General features: G+C 68.2%; 18 protein-coding genes and 1 riboswitch. Of the genes, 11 read left to right on the top strand and 7 right to left on the bottom strand.

Annotation, left to right across the window (positions count from 1 at the left end; genetic code table 11):
- Positions 1 to 27: 27 nt before the first annotated feature.
- Both VN11_RS02340 and alr read left to right on the top strand, forming a co-directional pair.
- Positions 28 to 1332 carry a D-amino acid dehydrogenase gene (locus tag VN11_RS02340; RefSeq protein ID WP_053448667.1) on the top strand — a complete coding sequence of 435 codons (1305 nt, stop codon included), beginning with the start codon at positions 28 to 30 and terminating at the stop codon, positions 1330 to 1332.
- On the top strand, positions 1311 to 2381 hold the full coding sequence (alr, locus tag VN11_RS02345) for an alanine racemase (RefSeq protein WP_053448668.1): 1071 nt from the start codon (positions 1311 to 1313) through the stop codon (positions 2379 to 2381). The genes VN11_RS02340 and alr overlap by 22 nt, the downstream gene beginning before the upstream one ends.
- A 133-nt stretch (positions 2382 to 2514) precedes the next feature.
- On the opposite strand, the gene VN11_RS02350 is transcribed toward alr, so the two are convergent.
- A complete protein-coding gene (locus VN11_RS02350; RefSeq protein WP_008264508.1) occupies positions 2515 to 3081 on the bottom strand; it encodes a DUF3016 domain-containing protein in 567 nt (188 codons plus the stop codon).
- A 251-nt stretch (positions 3082 to 3332) separates the two neighbouring features.
- Here VN11_RS02350 and VN11_RS02355 point away from each other — a divergent pair, with 251 nt between their 5' ends.
- The gene (locus VN11_RS02355) at positions 3333 to 5318 is read left to right on the top strand and encodes an ATP-binding protein (protein WP_238581844.1); all 1986 of its coding nucleotides are present in this window, start codon (positions 3333 to 3335) and stop codon (positions 5316 to 5318) included.
- A 43-nt stretch (positions 5319 to 5361) separates the two neighbouring features.
- On the top strand, positions 5362 to 5655 hold the full coding sequence (locus VN11_RS02360) for a DUF3247 family protein (RefSeq protein WP_053448670.1): 294 nt from the start codon (positions 5362 to 5364) through the stop codon (positions 5653 to 5655).
- Positions 5656 to 5722: 67 nt separating this feature from the next.
- On the opposite strand, the gene VN11_RS02365 is transcribed toward VN11_RS02360, so the two are convergent.
- Positions 5723 to 5986: a hypothetical protein gene (locus VN11_RS02365; protein ID WP_005407925.1), complete on the bottom strand. Its 264-nt coding sequence runs from the start codon at positions 5984 to 5986 to the stop codon at positions 5723 to 5725.
- A 158-nt stretch (positions 5987 to 6144) separates the two neighbouring features.
- Between VN11_RS02365 and VN11_RS02370 the strand changes: the two genes are divergently transcribed.
- Genes VN11_RS02370 through VN11_RS02380 form a run of 3 tightly spaced genes read left to right on the top strand, consistent with a single transcriptional unit; the run spans position 6145 to position 8587 of the window.
- Entirely contained in the window at positions 6145 to 7209 is a 1065-nt protein-coding gene (locus VN11_RS02370; protein ID WP_053448671.1) for a methyltransferase, read from the top strand.
- A complete protein-coding gene (locus VN11_RS02375) occupies positions 7206 to 7907 on the top strand; it encodes a pseudouridine synthase (RefSeq protein ID WP_053448672.1) in 702 nt (233 codons plus the stop codon). Before VN11_RS02370 ends, VN11_RS02375 begins: the two co-directional genes overlap by 4 nt.
- Complete coding sequence (locus VN11_RS02380; RefSeq protein WP_053448673.1) at positions 7904 to 8587, top strand: HAD family hydrolase; 684 nt, start codon at positions 7904 to 7906, stop codon at positions 8585 to 8587. Before VN11_RS02375 ends, VN11_RS02380 begins: the two co-directional genes overlap by 4 nt.
- A gap of 134 nt (positions 8588 to 8721) precedes the next feature.
- Here VN11_RS02380 and fabB read toward each other — a convergent pair whose 3' ends face one another.
- Positions 8722 to 9930, bottom strand: coding sequence for a beta-ketoacyl-ACP synthase I (fabB, locus tag VN11_RS02385; RefSeq protein WP_008268699.1), 1209 nt, complete (start codon positions 9928 to 9930; stop codon positions 8722 to 8724).
- Positions 9930 to 10445 carry a 3-hydroxyacyl-[acyl-carrier-protein] dehydratase FabA gene (gene fabA, locus VN11_RS02390; protein ID WP_004154008.1) on the bottom strand — a complete coding sequence of 172 codons (516 nt, stop codon included), beginning with the start codon at positions 10443 to 10445 and terminating at the stop codon, positions 9930 to 9932. The genes fabB and fabA overlap by 1 nt, the downstream gene beginning before the upstream one ends.
- 191 nt (positions 10446 to 10636) lie before the next feature.
- On the opposite strand from fabA, the gene dinB reads away from it, so the two are divergent.
- On the top strand, positions 10637 to 11731 hold the full coding sequence (gene dinB / locus VN11_RS02395; protein WP_053448674.1) for a DNA polymerase IV: 1095 nt from the start codon (positions 10637 to 10639) through the stop codon (positions 11729 to 11731).
- Positions 11732 to 12092: 361 nt separating this feature from the next.
- Here the strand turns inward: dinB and VN11_RS02400 are convergent, their stop codons facing one another.
- Both VN11_RS02400 and VN11_RS02405 read right to left on the bottom strand, forming a co-directional pair.
- Entirely contained in the window at positions 12093 to 13004 is a 912-nt protein-coding gene (locus tag VN11_RS02400; protein ID WP_053448675.1) for an MBL fold metallo-hydrolase, read from the bottom strand.
- 103 nt (positions 13005 to 13107) lie between these two features.
- Positions 13108 to 13746 (bottom strand): NAD(P)-dependent oxidoreductase, encoded by a 639-nt coding sequence (locus VN11_RS02405; protein ID WP_053448676.1) that lies wholly within the window; start codon positions 13744 to 13746, stop codon positions 13108 to 13110.
- A gap of 108 nt (positions 13747 to 13854) precedes the next feature.
- Here VN11_RS02405 and VN11_RS02410 point away from each other — a divergent pair, with 108 nt between their 5' ends.
- The 3 genes from VN11_RS02410 (at position 13855) to gph (ending at position 16294) form a co-directional block, all read left to right on the top strand.
- Positions 13855 to 14784, top strand: a complete 930-nt coding sequence (locus tag VN11_RS02410; RefSeq protein WP_053448677.1) for a LysR family transcriptional regulator — start codon at positions 13855 to 13857, stop codon at positions 14782 to 14784.
- Complete coding sequence (locus VN11_RS02415) at positions 14781 to 15572, top strand: class I SAM-dependent methyltransferase (protein ID WP_053448678.1); 792 nt, start codon at positions 14781 to 14783, stop codon at positions 15570 to 15572. Before VN11_RS02410 ends, VN11_RS02415 begins: the two co-directional genes overlap by 4 nt.
- A gap of 65 nt (positions 15573 to 15637) precedes the next feature.
- Positions 15638 to 16294: a phosphoglycolate phosphatase gene (gph, locus tag VN11_RS02420; RefSeq protein WP_053448679.1), complete on the top strand. Its 657-nt coding sequence runs from the start codon at positions 15638 to 15640 to the stop codon at positions 16292 to 16294.
- Between the two features lie 141 nt (positions 16295 to 16435).
- Here gph and btuB read toward each other — a convergent pair whose 3' ends face one another.
- A complete protein-coding gene (gene btuB / locus VN11_RS02425; RefSeq protein WP_053448680.1) occupies positions 16436 to 18280 on the bottom strand; it encodes a TonB-dependent vitamin B12 receptor in 1845 nt (614 codons plus the stop codon).
- 115 nt (positions 18281 to 18395) lie between these two features.
- A riboswitch (cobalamin riboswitch) is annotated at positions 18396 to 18618 on the bottom strand.
- Positions 18619 to 18695: the final 77 nt, after the last annotated feature.

An 18695-nucleotide genomic window follows, 5' to 3' on the forward strand; every position in this document is an offset into this window, starting at 1 on the left:
AGGGAATGATCGGGTTGGAGAAGTCCCATGCGAGTCCTAGTTCTCGGCAGCGGCGTGATCGGCACCACCAGTGCCTGGTACCTGCGACAGGCCGGGTTTGAAGTCACGGTCATCGACCGCCAACCCGGTCCGGCGCTGGAAACCAGCTTCGCCAATGCCGGGCAGCTGTCGTTCGGCTACACCTCGCCGTGGGCAGCGCCGGGCGTGCCGAAGAAGGCCATCGGCTGGCTGTTCGAGAAGCACGCGCCGCTGGCCATCAAGCCGGGCATGGACCTGGCCCAGTACCGCTGGCTGTGGCAGATGCTGCGCAACTGCACCCACGAGCGCTATGCGATCAACAAGGCACGCATGGTGCGCATGTCCGAGTACAGCCGCGACTGCCTGAACGAGCTGCGCGCGCAGGTCGGCATCGAGTTCGAGGGCCGTGACCTGGGCACCACCCAGCTGTTCCGCACCCAGCAGCAGCTGGATGCCTCGGCGCAGGACATCGAGATCCTGGCCCAGTACGGCGTGCCGTACGAGGTGCTGGACCGCGCCGGCATCATCCAGGCCGAACCGGCCCTGGCCCATGTCGATGGCTTGGTCGGCGCGCTGCGCCTGCCGCGTGACCAGACCGGCGACTGCCAGCTGTTCACCCGCCGCCTGGCGCAGATGTGCGTGGATGCCGGCGTCGAGTTCCGTTTCGACCAGGACATCACCGGCCTGGAGTTCGATGGCGACCGCATCAGCGGCGTGCGCATCGGCGGCACGCTGGAAACCGCCGACCGCTTCGTGGTCGCGCTGGGCAGCTACTCGCCCGCGCTGGTGGCACCGCTGGGCATGCGCCTGCCGGTGTACCCGCTGAAGGGCTACTCGCTGACCCTGCCGATCACCGATCCGGCGATGGCGCCCACCTCGACCATCCTTGATGAGAGCTACAAGGTGGCGGTGACCCGCTTCGACGACCGCATCCGTGTCGGTGGCATGGCCGAGGTTGCAGGCTTCGACCTGTCGCTGTCGCAGCGCCGTCGCGAAACCCTGGAGTTGGTCGTCAGCGACCTGTACCCGAAGGGCGGCGACCTGTCGCGCGCGCAGTTCTGGACCGGCCTGCGCCCGGCCACGCCGGACGGTACGCCGGTGATCGGCGCCACACCGTTCCGCAACCTGTACCTCAATACCGGCCACGGCACCCTGGGCTGGACCATGGCCTGTGGCTCGGGCCGCTACCTGGCCGACCTGATGAGCGCGCGCCAGCCGCAGATCAGCACCGAGGGCCTGGATATTTTCCGCTACGGCCAGTACGGTCACGCGCCGCAACATGAGAACCGCACATGCGTCCTGCCCGCGCGCTGATCGATCTGGGCGCTCTGCGCAGCAACTACCGGCTCGCCCGTGAACTGGGCGGTGGCAAGGCCCTGGCGATCATCAAGGCCGATGCCTACGGCCACGGTGCGGTGCGCTGTGCACAGGCGCTGGAAGGCGAGGCCGATGGTTTCGGCGTGGCCACCATCGAAGAGGCGCTGGAACTGCGCCAGGCCGGCATCCGCGCGCCGATCCTGCTGCTGGAAGGCATCTTCGAGCCGAGCGACATGGGGCTGGTGGCCGAGCACGATTTCTGGTTCGCAGTGGGCTCACCGTGGCAGCTGGAGGCGCTGGCTGCCTTCGACAGCCCGCGCCCGCTGACCGTGTGGCTGAAGCTGGACAGCGGCATGCATCGCCTGGGCCTGGACGTGGACAGCTTCCGTGCCGCGCATGCGCGCCTGTCGGCACTGCCGCAGGTCGAGCGCATCGTGCTGATGACCCACCTGGCGCGAGCCGACGAGCTGGACAGCGAACGTACCCATGAGCAGGCGGCGACCTTCGCCCGCGCCATCGACGGCCTGTCCGGCGAGACCAGCGTGTGCAATTCGCCGGCGCTGCTCGGCTGGCCGGATGTGCGCAGCGACTGGGTGCGCCCGGGCCTGATGCTGTACGGCGCCAACCCGCTGCCGGAGGCTTCGGAGATCACTGCGCGGCTGCGCCCGGTGATGACCATGCAGTCGAAGGTGATCGCCGAGCGCTGGATCGAGGCCGGCGAGCCGGTGGGCTATGGCGCCCGCTTCGTGGCGAAGTCGCGCACCCGCGTGGGTGTGGTCGCGCTGGGTTACGCCGACGGGTATCCGCAGTTCGCCCCGAACGGCACCCCGGTGCTGATCGACGGCCAGCCCGGTGGCCTGATCGGGCGCGTGTCGATGGACATGTTGACCGTGGACCTGACCGCGCATCCGCAGGCCGGCGTCGGCAGTGTCGTGGAACTGTGGGGTGCCGCGCCGACGTTGTCTGAACTGGCACCGCGCTGTGGCGTAAGTGCCTATCAGCTGCCCTGTGCGGTCAAGCGCGTGGCGCGCGTATATCAGGAGTGAGGTGCTGCCGGCCAGCGGCCGGCACTACCTGGATGCATGGCGTCCACGGCTCTGGTAGCGGCCGACCTTGGTCGGCGCTTTGAATGCGTGTCGACCAAGGTCGACACCTGCCAGAGCCGAGCGCGGCGCGGAATTACCGCGCTGCGGTCGCCTGGCTGGTCAGCTGACGCTTCACCCAATCATCGATCAGGCGCTTCTCGTAGCGCAGCGGATCGCTTTCGCTCCTCAGCCCCAGGTTGTGCAGGTAGCCGCTGTCGCTCAGCTTGGCTTCGCCCTCATCGACGATGCGGCCGCTGGCATCCTTCAGCGTGTACTGCAGGGTGATCCGCGGCGGATAGATGTCGCGCATGATCCGGATGTCGCTGCCGCGCGGGCCGTGCCAGGGCTCATAGTCGCCAGCACGCTTGATGTCGACCAGGGTCACGTCCAGGGTCTGCCCGGACTGCAGCGGCTTGGCCGCCGTGGTCTGCACGTAGCGGGCCAGCTGCTGCACCCAGTCGCCACGTTCGGCTTCGAAGCGGTTGGTGCTGCGGCGGATTTCGGTGAAACCGGCCGGATCGTCCCACTTCACGCTGACCGGGCCATCGGCCTGCAGCGCGCGTGGGGCCTGCGGATCGGTGACGGTACGCGGCGCGGCGTTCGCGGCGCCGGCCATGAGGGCGCCTGCCAGCAGCAGGGCGGTGGCCAATGTGCGGTTCATGACGGTCTCCTGCGCCCCATCGTTGGGGACGGTTCTGTCTATCTATGGATCGAGTGTGATCCCGCTTCCGGGCCACCGCAACGGCCGATTGCGTCATGCGCAAGAGCGGTTGCCGCCAATTCATCGTCGTCAACCCTGACTGACGGCGCTTGACGCTGTGAATACGCTCTCTGGAAGATGCTGTGTCTCCAATCCGGCCCGTCCAGACGCCCTTGTCCACACTGCCGCCCCTAGTGGAGCGCCCACCGTTGATGGTGCCGGCGCCCGAACCCGACCTGCATCATGGCGTGCTTGAGCGCATCAACGCCGGCTTCTGCGTGATCCAGGTGCTGTTCGAGGGCGATCGTGCGGTCGACTATCGCTTCATCGAGGTCAACGATGCCTTCGAGCGCCATACCGGGCTGAAGGATGTACGCGGCCAGCGCATGAGCCTGCTGGAGCCGAACCACGAGGAAGACTGGTTCCGCATCTACGGCGAGGTCGCCCGCAGCGGCCGCCCGGCGCAGTTCGAGATGGAAGCGCGTGCGCTCGGCCGTTCGTTCGCGGTCGATGCCGTGCGCGTGGGCCGTCCCGGCGAAGACAAGGTCGGCATCCTGTTCTTCGACATCACCGCGCGCAAGCAGATGGAAGTGGAACTGGGCGAGAGCGAAGCCCGTTTCAGCGCGCTGGCCGATGGCCTGCCGATGCCGGTGTGGGTGCTGGACGAGCGTGGCCATGCCCGTTTCGTCAACAGTGCCTTCAGTGAGTTCTTCGGTGGTGACGAGACGCGCGTGCCGGAAGATGTGTGGCGCGGCCTGGTCCATCCCGATGACGCCTCGGTGTTCGAGTACGAACTGCAGGAGGCACTGAAGGCACAGCGTTCCATGCATGCCCTGGTGCGTGCTCGCCGCGCCGATGGCCAGTGGCGCTGGCTGGAGATGAACGCCCGGCCGCGCTTCTCGCGCATGGGACGTTTCATCGGCCTGGCCGGCAGCAGCCCGGACGTGACCGAACGCCGCGAGATCGAGCTGGCCCGCGAGGAACTGCTGCAGTCCGAGCGAGCCGCGCGCAGTGCCGCGGAAAACATGGCGCGGCTGAAGGACGAATTCCTGGCTACGCTGTCGCACGAGCTGCGCACGCCGCTGACCACCATCCTGGGCTGGAGCGAGTTGCTGCTGCAGCGCGTGGACAACACCAGCCCGCTGTTCAAGGGCCTGAACGTGATCGCCAACAGCGCCGGCGCGCAGAAGCGGCTGATCTCGGACATGCTCGACCTCAGCAGCATGCTGCTGGGCAAGGTGCAGCTGGAAGTGGAAGTGCTGGACCTCAATCTGCTGCTTGGCGAAGCCATCGGCGCGCAGGAACTGGTAGCCGAAGGCAAGGCGCTGGACGTTCACCTGCAACTGCCCGAGCAGCCCAGCCTGGTGCTGGGCGATGCCACCCGCCTGCAGCAGGTGCTGTGGAACCTGCTCTCCAATGCCATCAAGTTCACCCCGGCCGAAGGCCGCATCGACCTGCAGCTGCAGGCCGACGGCAACCACTGGGTGATCACCGTGCATGACACCGGCGACGGTATCGCGCCTGAATTCCTCAATCACCTGTTCAGCCGTTTCCGCCAGGCCGATGGCACCACCACGCGCCGCCACGGTGGCCTGGGCCTGGGCCTGGCGATCGTGCAGCAGCTGGTCGAACTGCATGGTGGCACCGTGACCGCCGCCAGCGAAGGCCACGGCCACGGCGCCACCTTCACCGTGCGGCTGCCGCAGCACCTTCCCGATGCCGAGCGCCGCCCGCTGCGCGAAGTGATCAGCGGGCCGATCCTGGAACCGGTGATCGTCGAGCCGTATCCGCTGCGCGGCATGCATGTGCTGGCGGTGGAAGACCAGCCGGAAGTGCTGGAGTATCTGCGGCGCATGCTGGAAGAGCAGGGCGCCAGTGTCTCCGCGGCCAGTTCGGCCGGCGAGGCGCTGGCGCTGCTGGCCGACACCGGCCACCTGCAGTACCACGTGATGCTGACCGACATCGGCATGCCGGGCATGGATGGCTATGGCCTGGTGCGTACGCTGCGCGAGGACATGGGGGTGGATGCGGCGACCCTGCCGGCGGTGGCGGTGACCGCGCTGGCGCGCGCCGATGACCGCCGCCGCGCGCTGGCATCGGGCTTCCAGGAACACGTGGCCAAGCCCTATTCGGTGGCGCAGCTGGTGGCCGCCGTACGCAAGGTGCAGGTGCCGCGCGCAGACAGCGCGCTGCACTGAGCATTCACGGCCGATCGGCGACCCTGCATGCAGGAGGTCGCCGATGTCCCGCATAGCTCCCCGTATCCATACCGATCCGGCGCAGATCGCGCGCCTGGAAGCCCTGTTGCCACAGCTGGAAGGTGAAACGCAGGTGCAGCTGACCCTGCGTGACGGTCGCCGCCTGCTGGGTACCGTGGCGGTGAAACCCACGCTCCAGCAGTACCGCAATGATGCTGGCGATGAAGGCAGCAATGGCCAGCTGCGCCTGGATGACTACGACACGCCGGTGCAGCAGCACCACGTCTGGCTGGATGAGATCGCCAGCGTAGACCGCCTGCCACCCAGGGCGCCTTGATCCGATGTAGCGCCGAGCCCTCGCTCGGCGCTACCGCCCGAGCGCTGGCTCGGGCGCTACAGGGGTGTCAATGCTCGAACAGCGTGGGCGTCGCCTCGAAGCGGCGCGCATAGGCGCGTTCTTCCGCGACCCGGGCTACCTCATCGTCGGCCAGGTCTGGCGCGCCGTACACCGCATAGGCCACGCTGCCGTCGGCGCCATGGCCGACCTGGTGCAGCCGGTAGCGCGAGTGGCCGCCGCCGGTGTCCTCGGGGTAGTGCACGGGCGGATGGCTGCCTTCCAGGTCCATTTCACTGTTGTCGACCACGCCACCGACGAACAAGGCTCGCATGCAGGTTCTCCTGGGTTTCCGGGGGGAGCCTCTACCCTGAACGTTTCAATGTTGCTGGCACATCAAGGCCCCGTTCGGGTTTCGCAAAGTGGCCCGCCGGGGCCGGACCGGCCAAGCCGGTACAATGGACGGCCCTCACGCTTGAAGTACCCGCGCCGATGGCCTCCAGCGACGACGCCCCCCTGCAGACCCTGTTCCTGCCGTTCTCCCAAGGTGCCCTGCGCTGGCCGGAGGGCCCGGTGGCCTTCCTGCGTGCCCGCGACGGCTGGCCGTTGCGCGAAGCGGCGGGCAACCGCGAGGTGCACTGCGAGCAGAGCTTCGCCCCGTTCGCGCAGCCGCTGCAGCAGGCCGCCGGCTGGACCGTCAGCGGCCAGCTGGATGACGTGGCCGGCAAGGGCCGCTACCCGCTGGTGCTGGTGCTGCCGCCGCGCCAGCGCGAAGAGGCCCGTGTGCTGTTCGCCCGCGCGCTGGCGCTGGTGGCCGACGGCGGTCGCATCGTGGCCTGCCAGTCCAACAACGAAGGCGCACGCTCCGGCGAGGGCGACCTCAAGCAGCTGACCGGCCTCGGCGGCAGCCTGACCAAGAACCATTGCCGCGTGTACTGGACCGCGCCGATGCAGGGCCAGCACGATGCCGACCTGGCCAAGCGCTGGTCGGCGCTGGACGCGGTGCGCCCGATCGTCGGCGGCCGTTTCCTCAGCCGCCCGGGCGTGTTCGCTTGGGATCGCATCGATCCGGCCTCGGCATTGCTGGCAGAGCACCTGCCGGCCGATCTGGCCGGGCGTGCCGCCGACCTCGGTGCCGGCTACGGCTACCTGTCGCGCGAACTGCTGGAGCGCTGCCCGAAGATCACCGCGCTGGACCTGTACGAGGCCGAGCAGCGCGCGCTGGCCCTGGCCGAACTGAACCTGGCGCCGCCGCCGCGCCCGCTGCCGCTGCGTTTCCTGTGGCGTGACGTCACCGCCGGCATCGAGCCGGGCTACGACGTGATCATCAGCAACCCGCCGTTCCACACACCGTCGCGGGCCGACCGCCCGGACATCGGCCAGCGCTTCATCGCCGTGGCCGCGCAGGCGCTGCGCCCGGGCGGGCGGCTGTACGTGGTGGCCAACCGCCACCTGCCGTACGAGCACACCCTCAACGACAGCTTCGGCGCCGTGCGCGTGATTGCCGAGCGCGACGGTTTCAAGCTGGTTGAAGCGGTGAAGGGGAAGGGCCGATGAAACTGGTCAAGCACATCGCCAACCTGGGCTATGGCAGCCGCAAGCAGGTGCAGTGGATGTTCCGCGAGGGCCGCGTCACCGATGCCGACGGCGAAGTGCTGTACGCCGATGACCAGGTGCCGCACGACGCCATCCGGGTCGATGGCGAGCCGCTGGACCCGCCGGTGGGGCTGTCGATCGCGCTGCACAAGCCGGCCGGCTACACCTGTTCGACCAAGGACACCGGCCGCCTGATCTACGACCTGCTGCCGCCGCGCTTCCGCGACCGCGACCCGGTGCTGTCCACGGTCGGCCGCCTCGACCGCGAGACCAGTGGCCTACTGCTGCTGACCGACGATGGTGGCCTGCTGCACCGGATCATCTCGCCGAAATCGAAGCTGCCCAAGGTCTACGAAGTGGAACTGAGCGACGACCTGCGCGGCGATGAAGTGGCCCTGTTCGCCAGCGGCACGCTGATGCTGGAGTCCGAGAAGACGCCCCTGCTGCCGGCTGAACTCGAGGTGCTGGACGCGCGCCGCGCGCGCCTGGTGCTGCACGAAGGCCGCTACCATCAGGTGCGCCGCATGTTCGCCGCCACCGGCAACCACGTGCAGGCCCTGCACCGCAGCCGCGTTGGCGGGCTGGACCTGCAGGGGCTGGACGAAGGGCAATGGCGGCAGCTCACCTCCACCGACCTGGATACGCTGTTCGCTCCATGACCACTATCGCTGCGCTGCCGTTCCTGCCCGACGCCGTCATCTTCGACATGGACGGCCTGATGATCGACAGCGAGCGGGTCGCGCTGGCCTGCTGGAGCGAGGCCGCCGACGAATTCGGACTGGGCCTGGACAAGGCAGTGTTCCTGCGCATGGTTGGCCTCGGCGATCGTGACACGCACGCACTGCTGCGCGCGCAGGGCATCGAAGACAGCGTGATCGAAGCGGTCGCGGCACGCTGCCATGACCTGTATGAAGCACGCACGCAGACCGGCCTGCCGCTGCGGCCGGGCATCCTGGAGCTGCTGGAACTGCTGAAGGCGCACGCGGTTCCGCGCGCGGTGGCGACCACCACCCGGCAGCCGCGCGCCAACCGCAAGCTGGCCGCGGCGGGCCTGCTGCCCTACTTCGATGCGGTGATCACCAGTGGCGACGTGGCGCGGCCGAAGCCGGCGCCGGATATCTACCTGTTGGCCGCGCAGCGGCTGGGACAGGCGCCGGAGCGCTGCCTGGCGCTGGAGGACTCACCGGCCGGTACGCGCGCCGCATTGGCGGCCGGCATGACCGTGATCCAGGTGCCGGACCTGGTGCACCCGGACGAAGAGTTGCGCGCACTGGGCCATCGCATCGTCGGCTCGCTGGTGGACGCGCACGCACTGCTGCTGCCGCTGCTGCCGAAATAAGGTGGGTGCCAACCGCACCTGACGGTGGGTGCCAACCTTGGTTGGCACACTTCACCGCTCTGGTGGATGCCAACCTTGGTTGGCACACCCCAATGCCCCGGTGGGTGCCGACCGTTGGTCGGCACACCTTCCCCTCACACCCGCCCGAACACCAGGGCGGCGTTGGTGCCACCGAAGCCGAAACTGTTGGACATCACCGTATCCAGCCTCTGCTCGCGGCTTTCGCGCAGGATCGGGAAGCTCTCCACCTTCGGGTCCAGCTCGGCGATGTTGGCTGAACCGGCAACGAAGCCGTCGCGCATCATCAGCAGGCAGTAGATCGCCTCGTGCACGCTGGCCGCGCCCAGCGAATGGCCGGACAACGCCTTGGTCGAGGACAGCGGTGGCACTGCATCGCCGAACACTTCGCGGATCGCGTTGAGCTCGGTGACGTCGCCCAGCGGGGTCGAAGTGCCGTGGGTGTTGAGGTAGTCCAGCGGGCGATCGATGCCCTGCAGCGCCATCTTCATGCAGCGCACGGCGCCTTCGCCGGACGGCGCCACCATGTCGGCACCGTCGGAGGTCACGCCGTAGCCGATCAGTTCGGCATGGATGTGCGCACCGCGTGCGACGGCGTGGTCGTAATCCTCCAGCACCAGCATGCCGCCGCCACCGGCGATGACGAAGCCGTCGCGGTCCTTGTCGTACGGGCGCGAGGCGCTGGCCGGGGTTTCGTTGAAGCTGGTGGACAGCGCGCCCATCGCGTCGAACATCACGCTCATCGACCAGTGCAGGTCTTCGCCGCCGCCGGCAAACATGATGTCCTGCGCGCCGTGGCGGATCATGTCCGCGGCCGCGCCGATGCAGTGCGCCGAGGTCGCGCAGGCGGCCGACAGCGAGTAGCTGACGCCCTTGATCTGGTAGGCGGTGGCCAGGCAGGCCGAGACCGTCGAGCACATCGTGCGCGGCACCATGTACGGGCCGACCTTGCGCACGCCACGTTCGCGCAGCAGGTCGACTGCGCCGATCTGCCATTCGCTGGAGCCGCCACCGGAGCCGGCGATCAGGCCGGTGCGCAGGTTGCTGACCTGCTCGGGGCTGAGCCCGGCATCGGCGATGGCATCGCGCATGGACAGGTAGGCAAAGGCCGCCGCATCGCTCATGAAGCGCTTCTGCTTGCGGTCGATCAGCGCGTCCAGGTCGAGGTCGACACGGCCGCCGACCTGGCTGCGCAGCCCGGCTTCGGCGTGGTCGGCCAGCGTGGTGATGCCCGAGCGGCCTTCGCGCAGCGCGGCCGAGACGGTATCCAGATCATTGCCGAGGCAGGACGTGATGCCCATGCCGGTGATGACGACGCGACGCATCAGAAGCTCCCGGTTTCGGTGAACAGGCCGACGCGCAGGTCGCGCGCGCTGTAGATTTCGCGGTCATCCACGTACATGCGGGCGTCCGACTGGGCCATCACCAGCTTGCGGTTGATGACCCGGCTGATATCGATCTCGTAGCGCACGAGCTTGGCATCCGGCAGCACCTGGCCGGTGAACTTCACTTCACCGCAGCCCAGCGCGCGGCCCTTGCCGGGGGCGCCCAGCCAGGTCAGGAAGAAGCCGGTCAGCTGCCACATGGCATCCAGGCCCAGGCAGCCGGGCATCACCGGGTCGCCGATGAAATGGCAGCCGAAGAACCACAGGTCCGGGCGGATATCCAGTTCGGCGCGTACCATGCCTTTGCCATGTGGTCCGCCGTCCTCGCGGATTTCGGTGATGCGGTCGAACATAAGCATCGGATCGTTGGGCAGACGGCCGGCGGCGGCGCCGAACAGTTCACCGCGTGCGCTGGCCAGCAGCTGGTCGCGGTTGAACGCGTGGAGACGAGTCATGGAAAGCGCAATCCTGGAAGCGAAAACGAGGCAACAATCCGTCGAGGATGCACGACGGTTGCAGCGGGAATCAAACCGCCGCACCGTACGCGTGCGTAGTGTTTTCCGCCCAGATCGCGCATCCCGTTGATGCACAACGACCATACTTCGCCGTCTGGACCGGTACGGTGCGGGTATGATGTCGGCCAACCATGAACGCACTGCGCAAGATCATCCACGTCGACATGGACGCCTTCTACGCGTCGGTGGAGCAGCGCGACGATCCGTCACTGCGTGGCAAGCCGGTGGTCGTGGCATGGCGCGGCGCCCGCTCGGTGGTGTGTGCGGCCTCCTACGAAGCCCGCGTGTTCGGCGTGCGCTCGGCGATGCCGGCGCTGCGTGCTGAACGCCTGTGTCCGGATGCGATCTTCGTGCCGCCGGACTTCTCGCGTTACAAGGCGGTGTCACGCCAGGTGCGCGAGATCTTCCTGCGCCATACCGATCTGGTCGAGCCGCTGTCGCTGGACGAGGCCTACCTGGACGTGACCGAGCCGAAGAGCGGCATCGAGCTGGCCACCGATATCGCCCGCACCATCCGCACGCAGATCCGTGAAGAAACCCAGCTGACCGCTTCAGCCGGGATCGCGCCGAACAAGTTCCTGGCCAAGATCGCATCGGACTGGCGCAAGCCCGATGGGCAGTTCGTGATTCCACCGCAGCGGGTGGACGCGTTCCTGCTGCCGCTGCCGGTGAACCGGGTGCCCGGCGTGGGCAAGGTGATGGAAGGCAAGCTGGCCGCGCGCGGCATCGTCACCTGTGGCGACCTGCGGCAGTGGGCGCTGGTTGATCTGGAAGAGGCGTTCGGCAGCTTCGGCCGCAGCCTGTACAACCGCGCACGCGGTGTGGACGAGCGGCCGGTGGAACCGGACCAGCAGGTGCAGTCGATTTCTTCGGAGGACACCTTCGCCGAAGACCTGCTGCTGGAGGACCTGAGCGAGGCGATCGTGCAGCTGGCGGAGAAGACCTGGCATGCCACCCGCAAGACCGAGCGCGTCGGCCACACCGTGGTGCTGAAGCTGAAGACCGCGCAGTTCCGCATCCTTACCCGCAGCTTCACCCCGGAGCGCCCGCCGGAATCGATGGAAGAACTGCGCGACATCGCCCTGGCCCTGCGTGCCCGCGTCGACCTGCCGGCCGAAACCCGCTACCGCCTGGTGGGCGTCGGCCTGGGCGGTTTCCGCGAAAAGGAGCCGGTGGTGCAGGGCGAATTGTTCGAGCACGGAACGAACGATTCTGAAGGAAATTGATCGTTCGCCGTCGAACATTTCGATTCCGCAACGAACGGCAGTCGAGCATGGCTCGACTCTACAAAAAGCTACAGATCGCAGAGAACTGTCGAAGGCGGGGTGGGTCCGGTGGCGGGGGTGTCCGCGGCATGGATGCCGCGGCCAAGCCCCCAGGGGTGAGGGCGCTTTGCTTGCGAAGCACTGCTTCGCAAGCGCCCGAACGCACAGCCGCCAGCGGCTGGGCCGGTCTGGGGGTTTACGGCGTCCCCCGCCACCGGACCCACCCCGCCAACCCACGGAACCTCGGCTTTTGACGTTGACGTTGACGTTGACGTTGCTTCGGCAGGTGCAGGGCGCAGCCCTGCAAAAGAAAACCCCTACCTCATGGCCACTGCATCTCGCCCTTGGCCACCTTCGCACTCAGCTGCAGCGACTCGACGCCGGCCAGCTTCGGGTAGCGCGCCTGCATCGCCTTCACCAGCGCCGCGCTGTCCTTGGCTTTTGCCGTCTCGGCATCGAAGGCGCGGATGTAATCGGCGGTGAAGCGCAGTGCACTGGCATCCAGTGCCGCACCCGGTGCGTAGTGCCCCGGCACCACCACTTTCGGCTTCAGTGCCTGCAGGCGCTGCAGGGTCTGCAGCCAGTCGGCGTGTGACTTGGGCGTCTGGGTGTCGGCCATCCACACATGCTCGCCCGCCACCACCGGAATGCCGCCGACGATCGCGCGCAGCGACGGTATCCACAGCACGCTGCGGTCCGGGGTCGGGCCATCCAGGCCGATCAGCGGCAGGCGCTGACCTTCCAGCTGCAGCGCGTCTCCCTCCAGCACCTGTGGCACCACGATGCGCGCGGGGACATCGGCCCCCATCTTCGGTCCCCAGTAGGCCAGCTTGCCGGCCTGGGTCTGCTGGATGTGGGCGACAGTCTGCGCGGTGGCGACGATGCGCGCCTGCGGGAACGCATCCTGCAGCGTGGCCAGGCCGAAGTAGTAGTCCGGGTCGCCGTGGCTGATGTAGATCGTGGTCAGCTGCTTGCCGCTGGCGCGGATCAGCTCGACCAGCCTGCGCGCGTCGCTGGCGCCGAACTGCGCATCAACCAGCATTGCGTCATGGCGGCCTTCGATCAGCACCGAGGACACCGAGAACATGGCCTGCGGGCCGGGGTGGAATGTCTGCAGGCGCAGCTGGGACTTGGCCGCCGTGGCGTGCGACGGGGTAGCCGGTGCGGCCAGCAGCGGGGCACTGGTGAAACTGGCGGCCAGGGCGAGGGGGAGCAGCAGGGCAGCGGTACGCATGGGGATGTCCTTGTGGGGATATCGTGCCGAGCATCGGCTCGGCGTTACAGGTGGGTAGCGCCAGGCCATGCCCGGCGAACGGGCAGGCCCGCGCACGCCATGATCAATACGCCGCAGTGATGATCTGCTTCGGGTACTTGTGTGCTTCCAGCTCGGCGACGAACGCAGCGCCATAGTCGGCGTAGCTGATGCGGCTGTGGCCGCTGGCATCGGCGAGGAACGCCTTGGGCTGCACGCGGTACTGGCCTCGCTCTTCACCCGGGCCGATTTCGGCGGCCGGCGAGAAGAAGGTCCAGTCCAGGTCCTCCACCGCCTGCAGGCGCTTGAAGGCTTCGCGATGGGCCAGCGCGTACGGCTTGTAGGCCTCCGGGAAGTTCGGGGTATCCACCAGCTGCACGCCGGGGGCGACTTCCAGGCTGCCGGCACCGCCGACCACTACCAGGCGTGGCACGCCGGCCTTGCGCGCAGCGGCGGCCAGCTGTGCGGCGACCTCGCCGACGCGGCCGATGTCATCGCCCGGCCGCGGGCCGTAGGCGCTGGCCAGCACGTCGTGGCCGGTGATGGCGGCAACCAGCGCATCCGGGTCGTCCAGCGAAGCGATCACCGGATGCGCGCCGGCCAGCTCGGCCGGAAGATCCTGCGCGCTGCGCACGATGACGGTGAGTTCGTGGCCGTGGGCCAGCGCGTGGCGGGCGATCTGGCGGCCGATGTTGCCGGTGGAACCAATGAGGGCGATCTTCATGGCAGGACTCCGTGGGGCGGTGTGGGGTGCGAATGGGGCCACTCTAGGCCGCTGCAGTCGCTCGAAAAACAGCGTATAACGCGCTTGTTTGTTGCATGGATCGAGCATATGGACCGATTGACCGCCATGACTGTGTTCGTCGAGGTCGCCGAGCGCGGAAGCCTGACCGCGGCCGCCGAGGTGCTGGACATGTCGCGGGCGATGGTCAGCCGCTACCTGGCCGAGGTCGAAGGCTGGCTGGGGGCGCGCCTGCTGCACCGGACCACGCGCCGGGTCAGCCTGACCGGTCCCGGCGAAGCGGCGCTGGCGCGCTTCCGGCAGATGCTGGAGATCGGCGAGGCGCTGCAGGGCGAGCTGGCCAGCGATGATCCCGAGCCGCACGGCACGCTGCGGGTGACCGCCAGCGTGTCGTTCGGGCAGAGCCATCTGGCGCGCGCGGTGGCCGGTTTCGTCGCACGCCACCCGGCGGCGCGCATCGAGCTGCTGCTGGTCGACCGCACGGTGAACCTAGTGGAAGAGCGGGTGGACCTGGCGGTGCGCATCGCGCGCCAGATCGATCCCAGCCTGATCGCGCGGCGGCTGGCCACCTGCCGCTCGGTGCTGTGCGCGACGCCGTCCTACCTGCAGGCACGCGGCACGCCGACCGCTCCCGAGCACCTGGCCGCACACAACTGCCTGACCCACCACTACGTCGGCAAGAGCCTCTGGCAGTTGCACCGCGACGGCCGTTCGCTGTCGGTGGCGGTGGGCGGCAACATCAGTGCCAACGAGGCCTCGCTGCTGCTGGAGGCGGTGCGGGCCGGTGCCGGCATCGCGATGCTGCCGACCTACCAGGTGGCGCCGCTGCTGCGCACTGGCGAGCTGATCGAACTGCTGCCGGATTTCAGCCTGGACGAACTCGGCATTCATGCCGTGTACGCATCACGGCGCCAGCAGCCCGCTATCATGCGTCGATTCCTGGACTACCTGGGCGAGTGTTTCGCCAGCCCGGCCTTCCAGGACCTGGATTGGCGCCCGCCGGGCAAGGAGAACACATGAACCATGGACAGGCCTTGATCGACCACAACCGTGCTGCCTGGGACCGCCAGGCCAGCGAGGTGCGCGAGTGGTCGCGCCCGGTTGAAAGCTCAACCATCGCCGCCGCGCGCGAAGGGCGCTGGCAGGTGCATCTGACGCCGCGTGCACTGCCGCTGGACTGGCTGGGCGATGTGCGCGGCCGCCGCATCCTGTGCCTGGCTTCGGGCGGGGGACAGCAGGCGCCGGTACTGGCCGCGGCCGGTGCCGAGGTCACCGTGTTCGACCTGTCCGACGGGCAGCTGGAGCAGGACCGCCAGGTCGCGGCGCGCGATGGCCTGCAGTTGCGCACGGTGCAGGGCGACATGCGCGACCTGCACGCGTTCGCCAACGGCAGTTTCGATGTGGTGTTCCAGCCGATCTCGAACCTGTACGTGCCCGACGTGCGCCCGGTGTGGAGCGAGTGCCATCGCGTGCTCGCGCGCGACGGCATGCTGATGGCCAGCTTCTACAACCCGGTGCTGTTCGTTGGTGCGCGCGATCCGCAGCTGGATGCGCAGGGCTTGATCCGGCCGCAGTACGCCATTCCCTATTCGGACCTGGAAGACCTGGCACCGGCCGAGCGCGAGGCCAAGCTGGCGCGCGGCGATGCGCTCACCTTCGGCCACAGCCTGACCGAACTCATCGGCGGTCAGCTCGACGCCGGCTTCGTCATCGATCGTTTCATGGAAGACTGGCAGCCGCAGCCGCGCTTTCTGATCGACCGTTATCTGCCCACGTTCCTGGCCACCCGCGCGCGCAGGATCGGCTGAGGCGGGCCTGCAGAAAAGCAGGCCGACGTACAATGGACGGCCCCACGTCGCACAGGTGCCGTCCCTTGTCGTATCCCTATCCGCTGGTCGTGTTCGACCTCGATGGCACGCTGGTCGACAGCGCGGCCGATATCGCCGAAGCACTGAACCGCACGCTGGAAGACATCGGTGTGGCGCGCGTGCCGGAAACCACGGTGCTGGGCTGGATCGGCGATGGTGTGCGTCGCCTGGTGGAGCAGGCCGTGCATGCCGCCGGCCGCGAGGTCGATCTGGCCGCGGTGATGCCGGTGTTCATGGTGCACTACCGGGAATGCCTGCTGCGCAGCCCACGCCTGTTCGATGGCGTTGCCGACGCATTGGCACAGCTGCGTGCGCGCAACGTGCCGCTGGCGATCTGCACCAACAAGCCAGAAGCGCTGGTGCCTCCGCTGCTGCAGCACCTGGGCATCGGCGAAGCGTTCGCGCTGATACTGGGCGGCGACTCGCTGCCGCAGCGCAAGCCCAGTGGTGAACCGCTGCGCCACATCGCTGCGCACTTCGGGTTGCCGGTAGACGCCTGCCTGATGGTCGGTGATTCGCTGACCGACTACCGCGCCGCCGAAGAGGCCGGCATGCCGATCGCGCTGGTGCGCTATGGCTATCCGCGTGGCCTGGATCTGGCCACCGCACATGCGGTGGCCGTGATCGACGACCTGCGTGAGTTGCCGGGGTTGCAGCGCTGATGCAACGGACATCCCTGGTCGCCGGCCGGTAACCCGGACCGACGCAACGGGTAGTGCCGGCCGCTGGCCGGCAATCCGGGGCGCTCTGCCGGAGGTCATGATGCTGCCGGCCAGCGGCCGGCACCACCATGACCGTTGCGGTCATTTCGGCTGGTAACGCACGCTCAGCTGGTACTCGCGGCCGGGCTGGTTGTACCACGCCACGGTCTCGTACCTGCGGTCGAACACGTTGGCCGCACGCGCCAGCAGCGACCACGACGGCGTCAGCGCGTACTCGGCGCGCAGGTCCAGCGTGCCGTAGCCGCCGACCTTCACCGAGTTGCCGGCGTTGTCATAGCGCTTGCCCGCGCCCTGCACGGTCAGTCCGGCGCGGACGTCGCCGAAGCGACGGTCGATGTCCAGGCGCGCGGTCTGCTGCGCGCGGCGCGGCAGCCAGTTGTCGAACTGGGTGCTGCCGCGGGTGCGGTTGCGTGGGTCGGTGTAGCTCAACTGCGCGTTGATATCGAAGCCGGCCAGCAGCACGCCACCGGTCAGTTCGGCGCCACGGATGCGCGCCTTCTCCACCTGCTGCATCTTCATCGTGAGCGCATCGTAGGTGATCAGGTCATCGATGCGGGTTTCGTACACGTCCAGGCCCCAGCGCCAGCCCTGGCCCTGCTGTGAAACGCCAAGGTTGGCGCTCTTGGACTTCTCCGGCTTCAACGTCGGCACGCCGCTCCACGGGTCGTACAGGTCGCTGAAGGTCGGCGCTTTGAACGCGGTGCCGTAGCTGGCGTTGACGCGCAGGCCGTGCTCCAGTTGCATCGCCCAGCCAACGCTGCCGGTGGCGTGGTTGCCGAACTGCTGGTTGTCGTCGTTGCGTGCGCTGGCCTGCAGCTGGTGGCGGCCGAAGCGGCCCTGGTACTGCACGAACACGCCGGTGTTGCGACGGCTGTCGACGAGGTAGCCCGCGCTGCTGCCATCCAGGTTGTCTTCGCTCCAGTCCACGCCGGCACTCAGCAGCTGGCCTTCGGCCAGGCCGAAATCGCCCTGCAGCGAGGCGCTGTCGCGGTGGGTCTGCGCACTGCCGAACACCCCTGGCGCGCCGTAGTTGTCCGATTCGTTGTCGCTGCGGCCGACGTTGGCAGTGAATGCCGCGCGTTCGGACGGCGTGTAGCGCACCTTGCCGGCCAGTACCTGCTGGCGGGTTTCGGAGTAGTTGTAGTAGCCGTCGTAGTGGTTCCTGCCATCGGCACGCAGCGCGCTGCCTTCCACGTTCCACTGGTCGTTGAAGGTGTAGCCGCCACGCAGGCTCTTGGACAGGTTGCGGTAGCCGTCGCGGTCGTGCTCGTCGGCAAAGCAGCCGGCAGTGAACACCGAGGAAGAGCCGCGGCAGGCGTCGATGCCATCGGAATGCTGGTAGGCGATGTCGGCACCGAACCAGCCACGTTCGGTGCCACCCCCGATGCCGCCGCTGGCCTCGCGCAGGCCGTTGCTGCCGCCGCCGAGCTGGAAGTGCGGAGCGAAGTCACCGGCGTTGCGGCGGGTGAAGATCTGGATCACGCCACCGATGGCATCGGCGCCATACAGGCTGGACTGCGGCCCGCGCACGATCTCCACGCGTTCAATCTGCGCCAGCGGAAGATCCTGGTACATGGCCAGGCCGAGGTCGGCGCTGTTGATGCGGACGCCGTCGACCAGCACCACGGTGTGGCCGGAGTTGGTGCCGCGCAGGAACAGCGAGCTCTGCTTGCCCAGGCCGCCGGTGTTGGTCAGGTTGATGCCGGCGCGGCCGCGCAGCAGTTCCTGCAGCGAGGTGGCCTGGCTGGATTCGATCTGCGCGCGGTCGATCACCTGGGCCGGCGCGATGCTGTCCTGCAGAGCGATCGGCGTGCGGGTGGCGGTAACCAGCACCTGGTCGAGCGCGGTGGTGTCATCGGCGGCCTGCGCCAGCGCGGGCAGGGCGGCCAGCACGGCCAGGGACAGCATTCGGGACTGCAGCTTCATGGGGTACTCCAGGTGCCACGCACGCCCGCGCAGCGAAGGGGAGGAGCCGCGAAGCCAGACACGCGCCGATGCCACGGCCGACGCCGTGCTCATCCAGCGCCATGCCCACCGCATCGCGACCTGAGGCTTCCGGGCCGGTCTCCGGGCTTGCCGCCGGGTGGCGCGAGGCCACCGTCCAGGCGCCTTCCCATGCGCGTGGCACAGTGGCGTTGTTGCCTGGAACTGACGTGCTTACCGTTGCGGGGGCAGCGCCGGCCTGGCGTGGAATCACGCGTCACCGGCTTCCCGTTTCAACCTGCCGGCCAAGGCCGCAGGTCACCTGGAAGTGCGCGCAGTCTACGCCATCCCCGGCAGCCGTAGGGTCGAGCTTGCTCGACTGCCTTTGCTGTGCCCTTAGAATGGTCCCTCGATCCCG

Source organism: Stenotrophomonas maltophilia (assembly GCF_001274595.1).
In the GTDB taxonomy this organism is placed as follows: Bacteria; Pseudomonadota; Gammaproteobacteria; order Xanthomonadales; family Xanthomonadaceae; genus Stenotrophomonas; species Stenotrophomonas forensis.